Below are 19,105 nucleotides of genomic sequence, written 5' to 3'. Positions count from 1 at the left end.
CGTACATACGAACAGACCCGCGCCACCAACAGGTGACGCGGGTCTGTCTTCTCGCGGTCAGGTGACACCGGCCCGCCATGCTCGCCTCGCGGCAAGTGGTCGCTCGTAGCGACGAAGGTTGGGCCCGGGGGCTTGGATCGAGCCGGTGCCGACTCCAGGCTAACAAAGACCCCGGAGAAGTGATTCCCGTGCGACGGGTTGACTCGGAAAAGTGCTCCGCCGACCCGCCCTGTCAGTCCCTCAGCAGGTCCGGGACACCGTCCTCGTCCGGCATGTCGCGCTCTCCCGAGACGACGGTGAGCTGTTGCGTCGCACGGGTGAGAGCCACGTACAGCACCCGCAGCCCCGCGGGGGACTCGTCGGCGATCTCCGCCGGGGAGACCACCACCGTGGCGTCGTACTCCAGGCCCTTCGCCTCCAGGCTCCCCAGCGCCACGACGCGTTCCCCGAGCTCCTCCAGCCAGGCACGGGCCTCGGCGCGGCGGTCCATCGCGACGACCACGCCGACGGTGCCGTCCACCTCGGCCAGCAGCCTGCGGGCCTCCTCGCGCACGGTCGAGGCGAGGTCACCGTCCCTGACCGTCTCGAAGCGCGGCACGACACCCGTCGAGCGGACCGCCGCCGGGGACTCCATCCCCGGCATCGCGAGCGCCAGCACCCTGGCCGCGAGCTCGGCGATCTCCGCCGGGTTGCGGTAGTTCACCGTGAGGGTGAAGTGGCGCCGAGGCCGCTTGCCGAGCGCCTCGTCCCGCGCGGCGGACGCCTCGTCCGGGTCCGACCAGGACGACTGCGCCGCGTCCCCGACGATCGTCCAGGTGGCGTGCCTGCCGCGGCGGCCGACCATCCGCCACTGCATGGGCGTCAGGTCCTGCGCCTCGTCGACGATGACGTGGGCGTACTCGGTGCGCTCGGCCGCCAGCCGCTCGGCCCGCTCGCGCTGCGTCTCCTCGCGCTGCGGCATCAGCTCCTCCAGGCCGGTGAGCTGGTCCAGCGGATCGGCCTCCCGCTTCCGCTTCGGGCGGGCCGGGGTGCCCAGCAGCGTCTGGAGCTCGTCCAGGAGCGCCACGTCGTGGACGGATAGCGGCCCGCCGCCGTCCTCGTCCAGGCGTCTCAGCGAGCGGGCGAGGCGGCGTGTCTCGCCCTGGTTGAGGATCCGGCGCGCCCATCTGTTCAGGCGCCGCTCGTCGGCCATCGCGGCCAGCACCCGGCGGGGGGTGAGCTCGGGCCACCAGGCGTTCAGGAAGGTGAGGAAGGGGGTCTCGGTGGACACGTCCTCGTCGAACGAGGAACGCAGCTCCGCGACCAGCTCGGGGTCCGTGTAGCGGCCCCGGCCCGACGACTTGTTCCACAGGGCGTCCAGGAGCAGTCTCCGGGCGCGCGGGCGCAGCAGGTTGACCGGCGCCGTACCGCCGAGGACGTTGTGCCGGATCCGCCGGAGCTCGTCCGCCTCGAGCTCGACGCGGGCGCCGAACGCCACCACCCTCAGCCGGGTGGGCGTGCCCGTCGCGGCGGGGGCCTCCCCGAACTCCAGCTGCCCCTCCTGGGGGGCCGGTGCGGACGCGGGCTGCTCCAGCGCCCCGCGGGCCGCCTTGCGCAGCACGTGGAGCATCCGGGACGAGCCCTTGACCCGGGCGACGGCGGGCTCGTCGTACGTGGTCGCCCCCTCCACCCCCGCGGCCTCGTCGGACAGCGAGCCGACGGCGCGGATCGCGACCTGGCCCTCCTCGCCGAGCGAGGGCAGCACCCCTTCGGTGTAGGCGACCAGGAGCGGGGTCGGGGAGACGACGAGGATGCCGCCGGCGTACCGCCGCCGGTCCTGGTACAGGAGGTAGGCGGCCCGGTGCAGCGCCACCGCCGTCTTGCCGGTGCCGGGGCCGCCGGACACCTCGGTGACGGAGGCGGCGGGCGCGCGGATCACCAGGTCCTGCTCGGCCTGGATCGACGAGACGATGTCCCGCATCGTGTGGCTGCGGGCCTGGCCGAGCGCGGCCATCAGCGCGCCGTCGCCGACCACGGGCAGCGCCTCGCCCTCCAGCCTGGAGGTCAGCTCCGGACGCATCAGGTCGTCCTCGACCCCGAGGACCCTGCGGCCCTTGGAGCGGATGACCCGGCGGCGTACGACCCTGCCCGGTTCCTTCGGCGTCGAACGGTAGAACGGCGCGGCCGCCGGCGCGCGCCAGTCGATGACCAGCGGCGCGTAGTCGGAGTCGAGCACTCCTATGCGGCCGATGTGGAGGGTCTCCGCGATCTCGGCGGTGCCGTCCTCCCCCACGGCGTCGTCGGCCGCCTCCACGGAGGTGAAGGCGCCGTCCGGGCCGCGTTCGCCGTCCTTGCCGCGCAGCAGGTCGATCCGCCCGAAGAGGAAGTCCTCGAACTCGTTGTTCAGCCTGTTGAGATGGACGCCGGCGCGGAAGACCTGCGCGTCCCGTTCGGCGAGTGCCCCGGGGGTGCCTACCTGGCCCCGTTGACTGGCGTCCCGCATGAGAAATTCCGCCTCGTCGATCTTCTCCTCGAGACGGCGGTAGACCCGGTCCAGATGTTCTTGTTCGACACCGATTTCCCGGTCCCGCAACGAATCGACAGCGGCATCCTGCGCGGCCACCGAGGCCCCCTTCTGACGTGCATCGGGCAGCCGTCAACCGTACGCGAAAGGGGGGCTCCCGCGCACCTGCCGCTCCGGTCACGTTTCGGGATAACCCCAGTTCGTCGCCTCGGCGGCCGTGCCACGACGCCACGGCCTCACCTCAGGGCCCTCACCCTCCGGCGGTGCCGGGCCACCCGCTCCCGGTTGCCGCAGACCTCGCTGGAGCACCAGCGCCGCCGCCTCCCGCGCGACGTGTCCAGGTACAGCAGCCGGCAGGCGTCGCCCTCGCAGCGGCGCAGCCCCGCCCGCGCCACCGGGTCCGTCAGCAGGTCCACCGCGTCCCGGGCCACCGCGGCGAGCAGCGCCCCGCACGCCGGGTCGGCGCTCAGCGCCCGTACGAGCGTCCCGCCCCGCCCCCGCACGGCCCGCACGGCCGGCGGGGCGCCCGCCGCCAGCGCGTTGACCCGCTCCAGGGCGTCGCCGGAGCCGGCGCCGGTCAGCTGAGCCGCCATCAGCACCGCGACAGCCGTGCGCAGCTGGCGGAAGCGCGCCACCCAGGTCTCGTCGACCGCCCCCAGCCGCGTCCCGCGCGGCACCAGCCGCGAGGCCACCAGCCATTCGGCGAGCTGCGCGGGGCGGTCGAGCCGTTCGCGGGTGCCGGAGGTCTCCGCCGCGGTCGCCACCAGGTCCAGACAGACCCGGCCCGGGTCGAACCGCCGGCCGTACGCGCCCGTACCCGACGCCATGAGCCTGTCACCGCCTGGGGAGTCACCTGTGAGGGGAGGGTCACCACCAGAGTGCCCGCATCCGGCCCGGCCCGGAAGCCCTCGCACCGCCTGGGCGTTCGAGACGTTCGCGCGGGACGGTCCGCGGAGTCCGGAACCGCTCCACGAGGTGGGCGACGAGGCGTCGCGCGGGGCCGCGGAGCCGTCCGGCTCCGCCTCCGCCGAGTTCGTGCCCGCCCGGCCCCGCGCCATCCGCCGGCACACGCGGCGGGCGCCGTTCAGCCCTGCGGCGGACCGTCGTGCAGGATGCGCTGGAACATCCGGTGGTCCTGCCACGCCCCGTTGATGTGGAGGTAGCGCGGCGCGGTGCCGTACAGCTCGAACCCGCACTTCGCCAGCACCCGCTGCGAGGCGAAGTTGTCGAGCACGGTGCCGGCTTCGATCCGGTGCAGCCCGAGCCCGTCCCGGGCCAGCTCGCAGACCCGGGTGACGGCGGCCGTGGCGAGGCCGCGGCCCGCACGGCCGACGTCCGTCCAGTAGCCGAGCCGGGCGTTGCGGAAGGGGCCGCGCTCGATGGAGGCCAGGGTCACCGCTCCGACGACCCGGTCCTCGTCGTCGGCGAGCACCCAGGGCATCGCGCGCCCCGCGTCGCGGTCCGCCAGCAGGGCGGTCAGCCGCTGGGCCTGGCCGTCACGGGTGTAGAAGGCCTCGGGGCGCACGGGCTCCCAGCGCCGCATGGAGGCGCGGCTGCGGGTCATGGTCTCGGCGAAGGACTCCGCGTCGCCGAGAGCGGCGGGCCTCAGCCGGACCCCGTCGGTCAGGGAATGGATGTCGTCGGTCATCCCCGCACCGTAGCGGCCGGTCAGGAGCCGTCGTACTTGGTGTCCGCCGAGGGGTCCAGGGCCAGGCGGTAGCCCCTCTTGACGACCGTCTGGATCAGCCGCGCCACCCCGAGGGCCGTACGCAGCCGGGCCATCGCCGTCTCCACCGCGTGCTCGTCGGTGCCGCTGCCGGGCAGGGCCCGCAGCAGGTCGGCCCGGGAGACCACCCAGCCCGGCCTGCGGGCGAGGGTGTGCAGCAGGGCCATGCCGGCCGGGGGCACCGGGCGCAGGACACCGTCGACCAGCACGGCGTGGCCGCGGATCTCGACCTGGTGGCCGGCGACCGGGAGCGCCCGGGTCCGGGCGGGCAGCTGGGCGCAGAGCACCTGGACGAGCGGGCCGAGGCGGAAGCGCTCCGGCTGGACGGTGTCGATGCCCTTGGCCTGCAACGGCAGGGCGGTGACCGGCCCGACGCAGGCGGCGAGGACGTCGTGGCCGAGGGCGTCCAGCACCTCCGGGAGGATGCCGCGGGCCCCGGCCCGGTTCAGGTAGGAGGCGGCGGCGGGGGCGCTGGTGAAGGTGAGAGCGTCCAGGCCGCGGGCGACGGTGACGTCGAGCATGCGGTCGAGCGGGGCGATGTCCTCCGGGGGCATCCACCGGTAGACGGGTACGCCGACGACCTCGGCGCCCGCCGCCCGCAGCGACTCCACGAAGCCGGGCAGCGGTTCGCCGTGCAGCTGGAGGGCGATCCGGCGGCCCGCGACACCTTCCTCCAGCAGCCGGTCCAGCACCTCGGCCATCGACTCCGACTGCGGCGACCACGCCTCGGTGAGCCCGGCCGCCCGGATGGCGCCCTTGACCTTCGGGCCCCGGGCCAGGAGCTCTATGTGGCGCAGGAGTTCGAGGAGGCCGTCGCCGATGCCCCAGCCGTCGGCGGCCTCCACCCAGCCCCGGAAGCCGATGGCGGTGGTCGCGATCACGACGTCGGGCGCGTGGGAGATCAGTTCCTTGGTGGCGGCCAGGAGTTCGCTGTCGTCGGCGAGCGGCACGATCCGCAGCGCGGGTGCGTGCAGGACCGCGGCGCCCCTGCGCGTGAGGAGCGTCCCGAGCTCCTCGGCGCGACGGGCCGCGGTCACCCCGACCGTGAAGCCCGCCAGGGGCCCGTGCTGTGCGTCCTCGTCGTGCATGGCGTGATACCCGGCTCTCGTCCCGCTGGTGCTCGATGATGCGGAGGACCGAGACTGTCAACCCCGCGTGACGGTCTCGGTTCGCCTGTATTTCCCGCCCGTTACGTCCTGCCGGGTACTCTGCCCGGCCTCACACCTCGGCATAGCTGAGCCGGGGCTTGGCCGCCACCGCCGCGGTACGCCGAAGGTATACCGCCCAGGTGAGGGTGAAGCAGACGGCGTAGAAGCCGAGGAAGGACCAGAAGGCGGCCGTTCCGGTGCCCGAGGCGGCGAAGGACTGGCGGAACGCGAGGTTGATCGCGAGACCGCCGAGCGCCCCGACCGCCCCGACGAGACCCATGGCCGCGCCGGACAGCCGCCGCCCGTACGCCGCGGCCTCCTCGCCGCGCAGGCCCTTGGCGAGGCCCTGCGCGTGGAAGATGCCGGGGATCATCTTGAAGGTGGAGCCGTTGCCCAGACCGGTCAGCACGAACAGCGCGATGAAGCCGACGAGGAACACCGTCAGCGACTCGACGCGCGAGGCGTGGACGACGACGCCGGTCGCGGCGGCCATGGCGGCGAAGTTCCACAGGGTGATCCGGGCCCCGCCGAACCGGTCGGCGAGCCGGCCGCCCACGGGCCGGACCAGGGAGCCGAGCAGCGGGCCGATGAAGGTGAGCGAGGCGGCCTGCAACGGGGTCCGGCCGAACTGTGTCTGCAGGACGAGCCCGAAGGCGAAGCTGTAGCCGATGAAGGAGCCGAAGGTGCCGATGTAGAGCACCGACATGATCCAGGTGTGCGGCTGGCGCACGGCCTGGAGCGCCGCCCCGGTGTCGTTCCGGACGGGCCGGAGGTTGTCCATCCTCAGCGCGGCGCCGAGCGCGGCGACGATGATCAGCGGTACGTAGATCCCGAGCACGATCCGCGGGTGCGCGGCGCCCGCCGTGCCGATCACCAGCAGCCCGACGAGCTGGACGACCGGTACGCCGATGTTGCCGCCGCCCGCGTTGAGCCCGAGCGCCCAGCCCTTCTGCCGCAGCGGGAAGAAGGCGTTGATGTTGGTCATCGACGAGGCGAAGTTGCCGCCGCCGATGCCGGTGAGCGCCGCGACGACGAGGAACGTGGTGTACGAGGTGCCCGGCTCCATCACCCAGAAGGCGGCGACGGTCGGTGCCAGCAGCGACAGCGCGCTGACGACGGTCCAGTTGCGCCCGCCGAACAGGGCGACGGCGAAGGTGTACGGCACCCGGACGAGGGCGCCGACCAGGGTGGCCGTGGAGATCAGGAAGAACTTCCCCGCCGGGTCCACCCCGTACTCCGGCCCCATGAACAGGACCATGACGGACCACAGGGACCAGACCGAGAACCCGATGTGCTCGGAGAGCACGGAGAACCAGAGGTTCCTGCGGGCGGTCCTCTCGCCCGTCTCCCGCCAGAAGCCCTCGTCCTCCGGCTCCCACCGCTCGATCCAACGACCGGCCATCACGCGCCTCCACAGGGGTCGGGGTGTTGTCCCGCCGACGCTAGGGAGTCCGCGTTTCGGCGCGGTGCCGTGAGGTGACCGGTGCGCAACCTTGCTCTCACTCGGCCGCCGGAGCTGCGGTGAGCCCGCCGGGTGCGGTGGCGCACCCGGCCCCGGTGGGCCCGGCGGGGTACGGAGAACCCCGTGGGGGTCCCGCCGAGGGGGCGCGCCGTGCGCACCCCCCGGCCGGTCAGGCCCCCCGGGTGCGGGCGGCCCCGTTCGGCCACAGGCGCGGCCGGCGCTTGGCCGCGACGTCCTCGACCCAGCCGAAGGCCAGGATCGCCAGCCCGATGAGCGGCCAGACCGCGATCAGGATCAGTACCTCGTACGACTTCTCGATGGAGCTGCTGAACGTGTCGCCGAACCACGGGACGGACCACAGCTGGTCCACGAGGTGTGCGGCCGCCATCAGCAGCAGGTTGTGCCACAGGTAGATCGTCACGGCCCTGTTGTTGGCCAGGGTGACCAGGCTGTCCCAGCCGGCGAGCCGGCCCGGGAGCTTCCGCCAGGACGGGGCGTAGACCAGGAGGATCGCGCAGAAGCCGAGGGACCAGGTGGCCTGGGCGAGGGGGATCTCGTCGAGGTTCCAGCCCTCCTCGGTGAGGTGCCCGGACGCCCACCACAGGCCGAAGCCCATGACGATCGCGGCGCAGGACACCGCGAGGTAGCGCGGGACCTCCTTCAGCAGCCCGTCGTGGTGGGCGAAGCCCAGGATCCAGCAGGACCCGAACACGGCGAAGTCGAGGAGCCCCTCACCGAAGGTTCCGGGAACCGTCACGAGGCCGGTTCCGATCACGGCGGTGAGCGCGACCGGGGCGAGCAGCGTCACCCACGGCAGCCTGCGGAACGCCTTGAGCAGCAGGGGCGAGGCCAGCACGAACCAGAGGTAGGCCCTGATGTACCAGAGCGGGCCCGCCGCCTGGTCGGCCCAGCTCAGTTCCAGCCATCCGCCGGCCGAGCCGCTCTCCTCGGGGTAGGGCGGCGAACCGAGCGGGAAGAGGTAGCTGCCCAGCTTGATGAACCACCAGAGCCCCTCCTCCCGGACGGGCTTCCAGCTCAGCGCGAACATCACCGGCACGATGACGAGGGAGAACGCCCACATCGGCGGCAGCAGCCTGCGCAGCCGGCCGCGGATGACGCTCGCCGCGGGGCGGGCCAGCGAGCGGGCCATGAGCGAACCGGCCAGGGCGAACATCACGCCCATGGACGGGAAGAGGATGGTCAGCCACGCCCAGCCGAAGAGGTGGAAGACGACGACCCGGACCAGGGCCACGGCCCTGAGCAGGTCGAGGTAGCGGTCCCGCCCCGGCTTGGCCCGGGGCGCGGGGGCCTCGGCGGCGGCCTCCGGTGCGCCGGGGGCGCGCTCGGGGTACGCCGCCGGGGCGGCGACGGCGGGGTCCGCGTACGGGGGGTACGCCGCCGGGGCGGGCCCGGCGGCGTAGGGAGCGTGCGGCGGGGCGCTGTGTCCGGCACCGGCGTGCGCCGGGTGGGCGCCGCCCCGGTGCACGGGCGTCCAGGTGCCGCCGTCGTGTCCGGAAACGTCCCGCCCAGGCGGATCGGGGTAGGTCATGCCACCGGCCTCCGGTCCCTGTCGGTGTCCTTGCGGCGGCTCGGTGCGCCGCCCGGCGCCTCCACCACGCCCGTGCGGCGCAGCTTCTGCCAGCGGAGCCGGCCGCCGGTGAGCGCGGTGATCCACGACTGGAGCAGTACGACGTACATCAGCTGCCGGTAGAGGATCTGCTGGAGCGGCAGGGAGATCAGGTGGGTCATGCGTTCCTTGTCGAGCCGGAAGGCGTACGCGGCGCAGACGGCCTGCACCAGCAGGACCCCGAACCAGGCCGCGACCGTCCTGCCCGTCGGACCGAAGACCAGTCCGTACAGCAGGAAGACGTCGATCAGGGGCGCCAGCAGCGGGGCGACGACCATGAACAGGGAGACGAACGGCAGTCCCACGCGTCCGAAGCGGCCCGAGGGGCCGCGCTCGACGACCGCGCGGCGGTGCTTCCAGATGGCCTGCATGGTGCCGTACGACCAGCGGTAGCGCTGCGACCACAGCTGCTGCACGGACTCGGGGGCCTCGGTCCAGGCCCGGGCGTTCTCGGCGTAGACGACGCGCCAGCCGTCGCGGTGCAGTGCCATGGTGACGTCGGTGTCCTCGGCGAGGGTGTCCTCGCTCATGCCGCCGATCCGGTCCAGCGCGTCCCGGCGGAAGGCGCCGACCGCTCCGGGGATGGTGGGCATGCAGCCCAGCAGGTCGTACATCCTGCGGTCGAGGTTGAAGCCCATCACGTACTCGATGTGCTGCCAGGCGCCGATCAGCGAGTCGCGGTTGCCGACCTTGGCGTTGCCCGCGACCGCGCCGACCCGGGGGTCGGCGAACGGCTGCACGAGCTCGCGCACGGTGGAGGGTTCGAAGACGGTGTCCCCGTCCATCATCACGACGATGTCGTAACGGGCGTGCGCGATGCCGTTGTTGAGGGCGGCCGGCTTGCCCGCGTTGCGCTGGCGCACGACCCGGACGTTGGGGATCCACATCGCTTCGACGAGGTCGGCCGTGCCGTCCGTCGAGCCGTCGTCGATGACGACGACCTCGATCGGGTAGTCGCTGGCCACCAGCGAACGCACGGTGGCCTCGATGCACTCGCGCTCGTTGTACGCGGGCACGAGGACCGAGACCGGGCGGGTGAACTCCTCGCCCCAGCGGAAGTTCCTGCGGCGCACCTTCCTGGCGTGCAGGAAGGAGAGCAGCAGCATCAGCCCGAAGCGGACCATCACGAGGACGCCGATGACGGCGAGGCCGACCACCAGGACGCTGGTGACGTGCTCGGAGATCTCCACCGCCCCGATGAACGCCTTGCCCTTCCAGAGCGCGAAGCCGGTGACCGGGGTGTGCGCGCTGGGGGCGCCGAGCGCCGTGGTCAGGTTGGTGAACTCGTAGCCCCGCTCCTGCATCTGCGGCAGGAACGTGCCGAGGGCGGACACGGTCTGGGACCGGTCGCCGCCGGAGTCGTGCATCAGGATGACGGCGCCGTCGCCGTGCTCGGGGGTGGCGCGCTCGATGATCGCGGGGACCCCGGGGCGCTTCCAGTCCTCGCTGTCGGTGTTGTTCACGACGGTGAGGTAGCCCCGGCTGCCGATGTACTGCGTGACCGGCCAGGACTTGTTGTCCATGGCGTCGGAGAACGAGGAGTACGGGGGCCGGAACAGGGAGGTGCGGATGCCGGCCGCTCCGGCCAGGACCAGCTGGTTCTGGGAGAGTTCCCAGTCGATGCGGCTGGTGGACTGGAACGAGAGGTCGGGGTGGTTGAAGGTGTGCAGCCCGATCTCGTGCCCCTCGTCGACCATCCGCCTGACCAGCTCCGGATAGCGCGAGGCCATGGTGCCGGTCACGAAGAAGACGCCGTGCGCGTGGTGCTTCTTGAGTGCGTCCAGGACGCGCGGCGTCCAGACCGGGTCGGGCCCGTCGTCGAAGGTCAGGACGATCCTGTGGTCGGGTATGCGGAGCGTCCTGGCGTCCTCGCCCGGGGTGCGGGCGTCGATGACCGGCCCGCCTTCGAGCACGTCCTGCGGCACCTGGGTGGTGGCGGCCGGGGGCTGGATGCGGTGGTCGGCGAGGATCTCGCTGTGCACGTATCCGCGCAGCATGAGCATGGCGAGCAGGGCCACAAGCAGGAGTGACGGAAGCAGGTAGCGCATGGGAAGTCTGCGCCGGACGGTCCGCTTCTTCTTCCGGTTGTGCCTGCCCCGCGAAACGGGGGTCGTCATCTACTGAGTGCCTTCTTGTGGTTGCACCGGGGATTCCGAGGGGTCCGGGGACGTCGGCGGACTCTCCTCGACGGGCGGGTCGGGGGTGACCGACGGCGACGGGTCGCCGCTCGGCTGTTCGGAGACCGGGCCGCCCGGGGCGGGCGCCGAGGAGGAGCCGCCCTTCGGGGGCGTGCCCGCGACGGAGGCCGAGGCGCTCGCACCGGGCTCGACGGGACGGGAGGCGGAGACGTCGTCCACCGGGGTGACCTCGGCGGATCCGGAGGCCTCCGCGGTGGCGCCGGGTGTGGCTCCGGGGCTCTCGGACACGACGTCGTCGCTCGGGGCGGGCCGCACCTCGACCTCTTCCGCGTGCTTCTTGTCCTGCCCGGAGAGCGGCAGCCAGGGAGCGGTGGAGTTCCCTCCCAGCACGGCGACCACGAGGGTCACCGCGTAGACGGCGCAGACCGTGGCGAGCACCCAGCCCACGCGTCGGTACGTCTTGCTGCGGCGGCCGCTCTCGTCGACGAACACCGGGCCGTCGGAAGGGTCGGGCGGGCCGGGTTGCACGGGTAGTTCGGAGAGCTGACGGCCCAGCCCGTCCAGTTGGACGGTGACGTCGTTCGGCTCATGCGTGTGCCCGGTTCGGGTACCTTCACGCCAATTTTCCACAGGTGTTCGCACATCCCCCACTCAATGAAACAGGTGCGCGAGGAATGACTGGAATCGTGCCATCGGACCGGGCCCCCACCCCGTCCACCCGCCACTCGCCACCGAGCACCCGAAACCCTGAATGTAGCGCACGCCGACGACGGAAAGAGGGCGGTATCACCTGTTGTTCATGAACAGTGATCCATGAGCGACGCATCGGCATCCGGCAGCCAGGAGTTCGGTGGTCGTGCCATCCATCCTTCCTGTGCGGCGAGTTCGGCCGTCGCGGCGCGCAACGCGGACAGTCCGGGGTGGACGAGCCCCCTGCGCCAGACCATCAGCAGCGGGGACAGCGGCACCGGCCGCACGAGCGGGCGCAGCACCGTCCCCGGCAGCGGAGGAAAGCCGGCGACGGCCAGTACGGGGTTACCTCTCTTCGCCATGACCCGTTGGAATTCGGCCACTCCGACAGCGAGCGGAGCAGGCGGCGCGAGCACGATGCCGTACTCCGCGAAGAGCAGGGCGGCGAGATCCGTCCACTCCAGCGTGCGCGTATTGCCCGCCCCCGCGTAGACGGTCTCACCGGCCAGATCGCTCACCGCGACCGCTTCCCGCCCGGCCAGGGGGTGATCACGCGGCAGGAGAACGGCCATCGGCTCGTACCGCACGGGCTGTACGCGGAGCTGGGCGAGCACCGCGGGCGCGAGCCCGGCGGCCCGGCCGAACGAGACGTCGAGCCGTCCGGCCAGCACCTCACCCGCCGCCCAGGTGAGCCCGCTCTCGAAGCGGGCCATCAGTTCGCAGTCGGGCGCGAGGTCCCGCGCCCGCGCCAGCACCCGGGCCGCCGTCATCCCGTCGGTGTTCAGGTCGACGAGCAGCGGACGCTCCGCCGGGTCGGCGAAGGCGGCACGGAGCGCGGCGTGCGCGTCGAGCACCCGGTGGGCGTGCGGGAGGAGGCGCTCCCCGTCCGGGGTCAGGGAGACCTGCCGGGTCGTACGGACGAAGAGCTCCGTGCCCAGCTCGCGCTCCAGCCTGCGGATGTCGCGGCTCAGCGCCTGCTGGGCGACGTAGAGCCGGGCGGCGGCACGGGTGAAGTGCAGCTCGTCCGCCACGGTGACGAAGGCGCGCAGGAGCCGGGGATCGGTGTCGGGGGCGGGCACCGGCACAATTTACAACAGGAACGCGTCAATGGGCTCCGATCAGGTGTTGGACACCCCGCCCGCGCCCCTCCGAGGGTGGACCGCGTGTCCCGTGAAACCGCCGCCCCGGCTCCCCGCACCACGAACGCCGCCGCCCCGTCCCCCTCCTACCTCAGGCTGCTCGCCACCCCCGGCGCGCGGGCCTTCACCGCGGGCAACCTCCTCGCCAGGCTGCCCATGGGGATGTTCAGCGTCAGCGCCGTCATCATGATCGCCGGAGCGCACGGTTCGTACGCCCTGGCCGGGGCGGTCACCGCGACCGGGCTGGCCGCCACCGCCGTGGTCGCCCCCTGGACGGCACGCCTGGTCGACCGGTACGGCCAGGCCCGGATCGCGGTGCCCGCCACCGCGGTCGCCGTCCTCGGCTCACTGGCCCTGGTGCTCTGCGTGCACTACGACGCACCGGTCTGGACACTGTTCGCCGCCTACGCCGCGACGGCCACCACCCCGAACACCGGCGGCATGTCACGGGCCCGCTGGGCCCATCTCCACCGGGGCGACCCCGCGACCCTGCACACCGCCAACTCCTTCGAACAGGCCGCCGACGAACTGTGCTTCATGCTCGGCCCGGTCCTCGCCGCGTCCCTGTGCGGAGCCCTCTTCCCCGAGGCCGGCACCCTCACCGGCGCGGTCCTGCTGATGACGGGCGTCCTGGTCTTCGCCGCGCAGCGCGCGACCGAACCGCCGGTCTCCCCCCGCACCCGGGCCGCCTCCCCCGTGCGCACCCCGGGCATGCCCGCCCTGCTCGCCGTCTTCCTCGCGACGGGGGCCGTCTTCGGGGCGATGGAGGTCGTCTCCATCGCGCACGCCGGAGGCGCGATCCTCGCCCTCCAGGCCGGCGGCTCCTGCGTGGCCGGACTGCTGTACGGCTCGCTGCGCCCGGCCGGGAGCGTGCGCCGCAGACTGCTGCTCTGCCTGACGGGGATGACCACGCTGATGTCCCTCCCCCTGGCAGCCGCCGCCACGACCGGCTCGCTGCCCGTCCTGGCGGGCTGCCTGCTGCTGGCGGGGGCGGCCACCGCACCCACCATGGTCACGGGCATGACGCTGGTACAGCGGCTCACCCCGCAGGCGCAGCTCAACGAGGGCATGACCCTCGCGGTCACCGCGCTGCTGGGCGGGGTGGCGGCGGGCTCGGCGGCGGGCGGCTGGCTGGTGGAGCACGCCGGGACGGTGGCCGGGTACGCGGCGCCGATGTGCGCGGCGGCCCTCGCCCTGGCCGTCGCGGCCGTGGGAATCCGCCGCGCCTGAACAGCGGGGGCCGACGGAGTTCCGGGAAGCACACGGCCCGCGGCGGAAACAAAAAACGAGGACCCCGCTGCCAGGGGCAACGGGGTCCTCGTTCACATGGGAATTGTGGAGATGGCGGGAATCGAACCCGCGTCCAACGGTGCGGAACCAGGGCTTCTCCGAGTGCAGTCCGCTACGCTTTTCTCGGCCCCGGAGGTCACGCGAACAAGCCTCCGACAGGCCCAGTCACTGTGAGATTTCCTTCAGCGCCCCGTGACCGGGCTCAGAAGTTTAGATCCCTTGTTGATGCCAGGATCCGGGTCGGGATCACCCCCGGGCTGACACTCCGCAGAGTCTTCGCTTAGCTGCTAATTAGGCAGCGAGGGCGAAGGCGGAGGAATCGCGCTTGGAATTGGCGATTATTGGTTGCGACATATGGTTTACGAGATCATTGCCGCTTCCTCGACTCGCTTCCCCTGCTTCGACATCCGCTGTCGAAACCGATCATCCCCATGTTGATTTTTCAATCCGCGCACCTTCTGTGAGGTGCACGGCCCATCGTACGTGACCAACGCACACGGATGCCACCGTATTCCGGCTGCTCCGGGGCGCGGGCCCCGGACCGGGCGGCGGCACGCGCCGTGCGGGCCGCCGGCTACGCGCTGCGCTGCCGCCGGCGGGCCGCCGAGATCGCGCGGTTCGTCTCCCGCGTGTCCTGCTTCTCGCGCAGCGTCTGCCGCTTGTCGTACTCCTTCTTGCCCTTCGCCAGCGCGATCTCGACCTTGACCCGGCTGTCCTTGAAGTACAGCGCGAGCGGCACGATCGTGTGGCCCGTCTCCTGCGACTTGGACGCGAGCTTGTCGATCTCGGCCCGGTGCAGGAGCAGCTTGCGCTTGCGCTTGGCCGAGTGGTTGGTCCAGGTGCCCTGCACGTACTCGGGGACGTGGATGTTGTGCAGCCACGCCTCTCCGTCGTCGATCTGGACGAAGCCGTCGACCAGCGACGCCCTGCCCATCCGCAGCGACTTGACCTCCGTACCCATCAGCACGAGACCGCACTCATAGGTGTCGAGGACGTGGTAGTCGTGCCGCGCCTTCTTGTTCTGGGCGATCATCTTCCGCCCGGTGTCTTTTTCCTTGGCCATAGTGCGGTCATTTTCGCACTACGACCCACCCCCGAGGCCACTCAATACCGTTTCGCCCTCCCGCTGGGCCTCCGGGCCGGCCTTCACGTCCGGTGTGATGCCGCTCCCCTCGACGCTGCGGCCCGCCGGAGTGCGGTAGTGGCCCACGGTCAGCTCGGCCACCGAGCCGCCCGGGAGCTTGCTGGGCATCTGCACGGATCCCTTGCCGAAGGTCCTCGACCCGACGGTCACCGCCCGCCCGCGGTCCTGCAGGGCGCCCGTCAGCAGTTCGGCGGCGCTCATCGTCCCGCCGTCCACCAGGACGACCACCGGCCGCCCGGTGTCCCCGCCCGGGTCGGCGTACAGGGCCCGCTGCTCGCCGTGCACGTCGTAGGTGGCGACGAGCCCTCCGTCCAGGAAGGCGGAGGAGGCGGTGACGGCCTCGGTCACCAGGCCGCCCGCGTTGGCCCGCAGGTCCAGGAGGATCCCGGCGTCCCCGGGCGCCCGGTCCACCGCGTCGCGCACCGCGGTGCCGGCGCCCTTGGTGAACGCGGCGACCCTGATCAGCACGGCGGCCGAGGGGCCAGGACCGAGCCGCCGGACGCTCACCGGATCGGTGCTGAGCCGGGCCCTGCGCAGGGTCGTGGCCCAGGGGTGCCCGCCACGGCTCAGTCCGAGCACCACCGGGGTCCCCTCGGCCGCCTTCGTGCGGTCCCCGCGCAGCAGCGCGACCACGTCGGCGACGGGGCGGCGGCCGACCGCGCGGCCGTCCACGGCGCGCAGCAGGTCGCCCTCGCGCACCCCGGCCCGGTCCGCCGGGCCGCCGGCCTGGACCGCGCTCACGGCGACGTCTCCGCCGGCCGTGCGGCGGGCGGAGATCCCGACCCCGGTGTACGCGCCGTCGAGCGCCTGCTCGAACTCCTCGTACTCCCGCTCGTCGTAGACCGCGCCCCAGCGGTCACCGCTGCGGCTGACGACCTCCTCGGCGGCGTCCGTACCGGACTTCCCGTCGGCCTCGGCGTCGGCCGCCGCGTCCACGATCTCCTCACGGTCCACGGAACCGACGGTGGAGGACACCGCCCTGGTCTCTATCTCCGTGGCCGTGTCGTCCTCACGGGGCAGGGACCCGGTGGCCGCGGCGGTGGCCAGCACGCTCGCGAACACCAGCGTCAGGGCCGCCCCGCGGCGGATCCCACGGGGTCTCACATGGTACGTATGGCCCGGCATGGGGCCGAGTCTAGGACAACGCCCCGTCCGCGTACGGCTCGTCGGCCGTACGCGGGACGGGGCGATCGTCACACCTTGAGGTACTTGCGCAGCGCGAAGAGAGCGGCAACGGCGGGCATCAGCAGACCGATCGCGAGGACCAGGGGGAGCTTCGTGAGCACCGCGTCCCAGCCGATGAAGTCGATCAGGTTCAGCTTCTCCTGGAGCGCGAGTCCGCCGTCGATCAGGAAGTACCGCGCGGCGATGAGGATCACGCAGGCGAGCAGTCCGCCGATCAGGCCGGCGAAGGCGGCCTCCATGATGAACGGCATCTGGATGTAGAAGCCCGAGGCCCCCACCAGCCGCATGATGCCCGTCTCCCGTCTCCGGCTGAACGCCGAGACGCGGACGGTGTTCACGATGAGCATCAGCGCGATGACCAGCATCAGCCCCATGAGGAAGATCGCGGCCACGTTCATGCCGTTCATCAGCCCGAAGAGGTTGTCCAGGATGCTGCGCTGGTCCTGGACGGACTGCACCCCGTCACGGCCCGCGAAGGCCGTCGCGACCACCTTGTACTTCTGCGGGTCCTTCAGCTTGACCCGGAACGACTCCTGCATCTGGTCCGGCGTGATGTTGCCGGCCATCGGCGAGTCGCCGAACTGCTCCTGGTAGTGCTTGTACGCCTGGTCGACCGTCTCGAAGAGGACCGGCTTCTCCACGGCCTCCATCTTCTCGAGGTCCGCCTTGATCTCCTTCTTCTGCTCCGCCGTGACGGCGCCCTTGGCGCACTTGGGCACGTCCTTGGCGTCGTTCTTGTTGCAGAGGAAGATCGAGACGTTGACCTTGTCGTACCAGTAGGTCTTCATCGAGCTGACCTGCTCGCGCATCAACAGCGCACCGCCGAACAGGGCGAGCGAGAGGGCGACGGAGACCACGACCGCGAAGGTCATCGTGAGGTTGCGACGGAGACCGACGCCGATCTCCGACAGGACGAACTGGGCGCGCATGGCGTCCTTTCAGTACTCGATGCTCGTGCAGAGGCTCAGTGCTGGTAGCCGTAGACGCCACGCGCCTGGTCACGTACGAGACGGCCCTGCTCGAGCTCGATGACGCGCTTGCGCATCTGGTCGACGATGTTCTGGTCGTGGGTCGCCATGATCACGGTGGTGCCGGTCCGGTTGATCCGGTCCAGCAGCTTCATGATGCCCACGGAGGTCTGCGGGTCGAGGTTGCCGGTCGGCTCGTCCGCGATCAGCAGCATGGGGCGGTTGACGAACGCCCGCGCGATCGCGACACGTTGCTGCTCACCACCGGAGAGCTCACCGGGCATGCGGTCCTCCTTGCCCCCCAGACCCACGAGGTCGAGAACCTGCGGCACGGCCTTGCGGATCTCACCGCGCGGCTTGCCGATGACCTCCTGCGCGAAGGCCACGTTCTCGGCGACGGTCTTGTTGGGGAGGAGCCGGAAGTCCTGGAAGACGGTGCCCAGCTGGCGCCGCATCTGCGGCACCTTCCAGTTGGACAGCCGTGCGAGGTCCTTGCCGAGCACGTGGACCATGCCCGTGCTGGCGCGCTCCTCACGGAGGATGAGCCGCATGAAGGTGGACTTGCCGGAGCCGGAGGAACCGACCAGGAAGACGAACTCACCCTTCTCGATGTCGAGTGAGACGTCCCGGAGAGCTGGACGGCTCTGCTTCGGGTAGGTCTTGGAGACGTTGTCGAATCGGATCACGGATGCACCACGGTCGGCCGGGGGTAGGTGAGCGTGACCATACGCGAACCGGGTGAGCGCGTGCAGTCGGCGTCCGGCAATGAGCGATTTGTGACGGAAAGCGGCAGGGAACGAAACGGGGCGTGCCGGACCTCGCCCGGTGGGCCGCGCCGAAACGGGCCCGAGCTGGCACAGTGGTAGGGGAACAGTTGCGTTTCCCGGAGCGTTGTGCGGAGAGAACGTGAATGCGGCTCCCGCCGCGCGGGAGGAGGACTGCGCATGACCTACGACCGACTGGTGTGCGCGAACTGCGCGTCACCCGTGAGCGAGGGCCGTTGCCGTGTCTGCCGCGCGAGCCGCGAGCGGATGCAGGAGCAGGGTCCGTTCGCGGGGCTCAACCCGGCGATGCTGGTGGCGCTGATGGTGATCCTGGTCGCCGCTCTGGCCCTGCTGGCGCACCAGGCCGTCTGACCGCGGGGCCCTTGGGCCGCGCGGCGCTGTGGCATGCCCGGAAGGGGCCCGGGGCACCGCCCGGGGACTCCGCGACGGGGACGTACGACCGCAGGAGCGGTTCCGGTACACGAAAGGGCCCGGGAGGCCGTGACGGCTCTCCCGGGCCCTTCAGCGTGCCCTGACGGTCGTCAGGCGGCCGTGCGACCGCCGCCCGCCAGACGCGGCAGGATGCGGAAGCCGATACCACCGGCGATCATCGTCGCGGCGCCGAGCAGCAGGAACGTCGTCTCGGCCGCACCGGTCTCGGCGAGCTCGTCCTTGCCCTTGCCCTGCTCGACCGGCTTGTTGCCGGCGCTGTCCGTGTCGGTGTTGCCACCGGCGTCCGGGTAGGACGGGTCGGACGGCGCGGAGGTGACCCCGTCGCTGGGCGTGTCGGTCGGACCCTCCGTCGGGCCGTCGGTCGGCTCGTCGGTCGGGCCGTCGGTCGGGGGCTCCTGGGTCGGGGGCTCCTGCGTCGGAGGCTCCTGGGTGGGAGGCTCCTCGGTCGGGGGCTCCTGCGTCGGAGGCTCCTGCGTGGGCGGCTCCTGGGTCGGAGGCTCCTCGGTCGGGGGCTCCTCGGTGGGCTCCCCCGGGTTCGGCGGCTCGACGGTCGGCTCCTCGTCGCCGTTCCCGACCTGGAGGCTCACGCTCGCGGTGGCGTCGTCCCCGTCGATCCCGAGGCCGAGGCCGATGCCCGCGGCCTGGGCGGCGCCCGCTGCCGTGAGCGAGGCACCTGCGGCGATAACCGCACCAGCGGCTATCCGCGCGACGCGGATTCGCGTCTTCTTCGTCATCTGTTGCTACCCCCAGTAGCTGATCTCGTCGATGGAGCAGCCATATGCGGTCCTCGGCCCTGCGGGGTCACCTTCTCTGCAGGGCCCACGCCGTACGTGGTCATCCCGCCCGCCCCCGATCACACCTGTCCCAG

The 19,105-nt window shown here is 71.9% G+C and carries 16 protein-coding genes and 1 other RNA gene; 2 read left to right on the top strand and 15 right to left on the bottom strand.

Features of this window, described 5'->3' with window-relative positions; all coding sequences use genetic code 11:
- Window positions 1–232 precede the first annotated feature (232 nt).
- The 9 genes from ACFVS9_RS00175 to ACFVS9_RS00135 all read right to left on the bottom strand — a co-directional run bounded on the left by ACFVS9_RS00175 (window position 233) and on the right by ACFVS9_RS00135 (window position 12,373).
- On the bottom strand, window positions 233–2,602 hold the full coding sequence (locus tag ACFVS9_RS00175; protein WP_383115831.1) for a HelD family protein: 2,370 nt from the start codon (window positions 2,600–2,602) through the stop codon (window positions 233–235).
- A 137-nt stretch (window positions 2,603–2,739) separates the two neighbouring features.
- Complete coding sequence (locus ACFVS9_RS00170) at window positions 2,740–3,330, bottom strand: CGNR zinc finger domain-containing protein (protein WP_383115830.1); 591 nt, start codon at window positions 3,328–3,330, stop codon at window positions 2,740–2,742.
- A gap of 257 nt (window positions 3,331–3,587) precedes the next feature.
- Window positions 3,588–4,151: a GNAT family N-acetyltransferase gene (locus tag ACFVS9_RS00165; RefSeq protein ID WP_389929096.1), complete on the bottom strand. Its 564-nt coding sequence runs from the start codon at window positions 4,149–4,151 to the stop codon at window positions 3,588–3,590.
- Between the two features lie 20 nt (window positions 4,152–4,171).
- A complete protein-coding gene (locus ACFVS9_RS00160) occupies window positions 4,172–5,317 on the bottom strand; it encodes a uroporphyrinogen-III synthase (protein ID WP_383115828.1) in 1,146 nt (381 codons plus the stop codon).
- Between the two features lie 130 nt (window positions 5,318–5,447).
- Window positions 5,448–6,779, bottom strand: coding sequence for a nitrate/nitrite transporter (locus tag ACFVS9_RS00155; RefSeq protein WP_383115827.1), 1,332 nt, complete (start codon window positions 6,777–6,779; stop codon window positions 5,448–5,450).
- 229 nt (window positions 6,780–7,008) lie between these two features.
- A complete protein-coding gene (locus ACFVS9_RS00150) occupies window positions 7,009–8,388 on the bottom strand; it encodes an acyltransferase (protein WP_383115826.1) in 1,380 nt (459 codons plus the stop codon).
- Window positions 8,385–10,583: a glycosyltransferase gene (locus tag ACFVS9_RS00145; RefSeq protein WP_389929093.1), complete on the bottom strand. Its 2,199-nt coding sequence runs from the start codon at window positions 10,581–10,583 to the stop codon at window positions 8,385–8,387. The genes ACFVS9_RS00150 and ACFVS9_RS00145 overlap by 4 nt, the downstream gene beginning before the upstream one ends.
- A complete protein-coding gene (locus ACFVS9_RS00140) occupies window positions 10,584–11,234 on the bottom strand; it encodes a hypothetical protein (protein ID WP_389929091.1) in 651 nt (216 codons plus the stop codon).
- A gap of 167 nt (window positions 11,235–11,401) precedes the next feature.
- A complete protein-coding gene (locus tag ACFVS9_RS00135; RefSeq protein ID WP_383115823.1) occupies window positions 11,402–12,373 on the bottom strand; it encodes a LysR family transcriptional regulator in 972 nt (323 codons plus the stop codon).
- Between the two features lie 84 nt (window positions 12,374–12,457).
- On the opposite strand from ACFVS9_RS00135, the gene ACFVS9_RS00130 reads away from it, so the two are divergent.
- Window positions 12,458–13,663 carry an MFS transporter gene (locus ACFVS9_RS00130; protein ID WP_383115822.1) on the top strand — a complete coding sequence of 402 codons (1,206 nt, stop codon included), beginning with the start codon at window positions 12,458–12,460 and terminating at the stop codon, window positions 13,661–13,663.
- 103 nt (window positions 13,664–13,766) lie between these two features.
- Here the strand turns inward: ACFVS9_RS00130 and ssrA are convergent.
- The 5 genes from ssrA to ftsE all read right to left on the bottom strand — a co-directional run bounded on the left by ssrA (window position 13,767) and on the right by ftsE (window position 17,706).
- Window positions 13,767–14,154: a transfer-messenger RNA gene (gene ssrA, locus ACFVS9_RS00125) on the bottom strand.
- A 143-nt stretch (window positions 14,155–14,297) separates the two neighbouring features.
- Window positions 14,298–14,786 (bottom strand): SsrA-binding protein SmpB, encoded by a 489-nt coding sequence (gene smpB / locus ACFVS9_RS00120; RefSeq protein WP_383115821.1) that lies wholly within the window; start codon window positions 14,784–14,786, stop codon window positions 14,298–14,300.
- An 18-nt stretch (window positions 14,787–14,804) separates the two neighbouring features.
- Window positions 14,805–15,992, bottom strand: a complete 1,188-nt coding sequence (locus ACFVS9_RS00115; protein ID WP_383115820.1) for a S41 family peptidase — start codon at window positions 15,990–15,992, stop codon at window positions 14,805–14,807.
- A 68-nt stretch (window positions 15,993–16,060) separates the two neighbouring features.
- On the bottom strand, window positions 16,061–16,981 hold the full coding sequence (gene ftsX / locus ACFVS9_RS00110) for a permease-like cell division protein FtsX (protein ID WP_383115819.1): 921 nt from the start codon (window positions 16,979–16,981) through the stop codon (window positions 16,061–16,063).
- Between the two features lie 35 nt (window positions 16,982–17,016).
- The gene (ftsE, locus tag ACFVS9_RS00105; protein ID WP_362546851.1) at window positions 17,017–17,706 is read right to left on the bottom strand and encodes a cell division ATP-binding protein FtsE; all 690 of its coding nucleotides are present in this window, start codon (window positions 17,704–17,706) and stop codon (window positions 17,017–17,019) included.
- Between the two features lie 258 nt (window positions 17,707–17,964).
- Between ftsE and ACFVS9_RS00100 the strand changes: the two genes are divergently transcribed.
- Window positions 17,965–18,156 carry a hypothetical protein gene (locus ACFVS9_RS00100; RefSeq protein ID WP_383115818.1) on the top strand — a complete coding sequence of 64 codons (192 nt, stop codon included), beginning with the start codon at window positions 17,965–17,967 and terminating at the stop codon, window positions 18,154–18,156.
- A gap of 170 nt (window positions 18,157–18,326) precedes the next feature.
- Here the strand turns inward: ACFVS9_RS00100 and ACFVS9_RS00095 are convergent, their stop codons facing one another.
- Window positions 18,327–18,971 carry an LPXTG cell wall anchor domain-containing protein gene (locus tag ACFVS9_RS00095; RefSeq protein WP_389929087.1) on the bottom strand — a complete coding sequence of 215 codons (645 nt, stop codon included), beginning with the start codon at window positions 18,969–18,971 and terminating at the stop codon, window positions 18,327–18,329.
- Window positions 18,972–19,105 lie beyond the last annotated feature (134 nt).

The sequence above is a fragment of the Streptomyces sp. NPDC058008 genome (assembly GCF_042886395.1).
In the GTDB taxonomy this organism is placed as follows: Bacteria; Actinomycetota; Actinomycetes; order Streptomycetales; family Streptomycetaceae; genus Streptomyces.
Note: the sequence above shows the minus strand (reverse complement) of the source record. Positions and strands in the feature narration are given on the sequence as shown.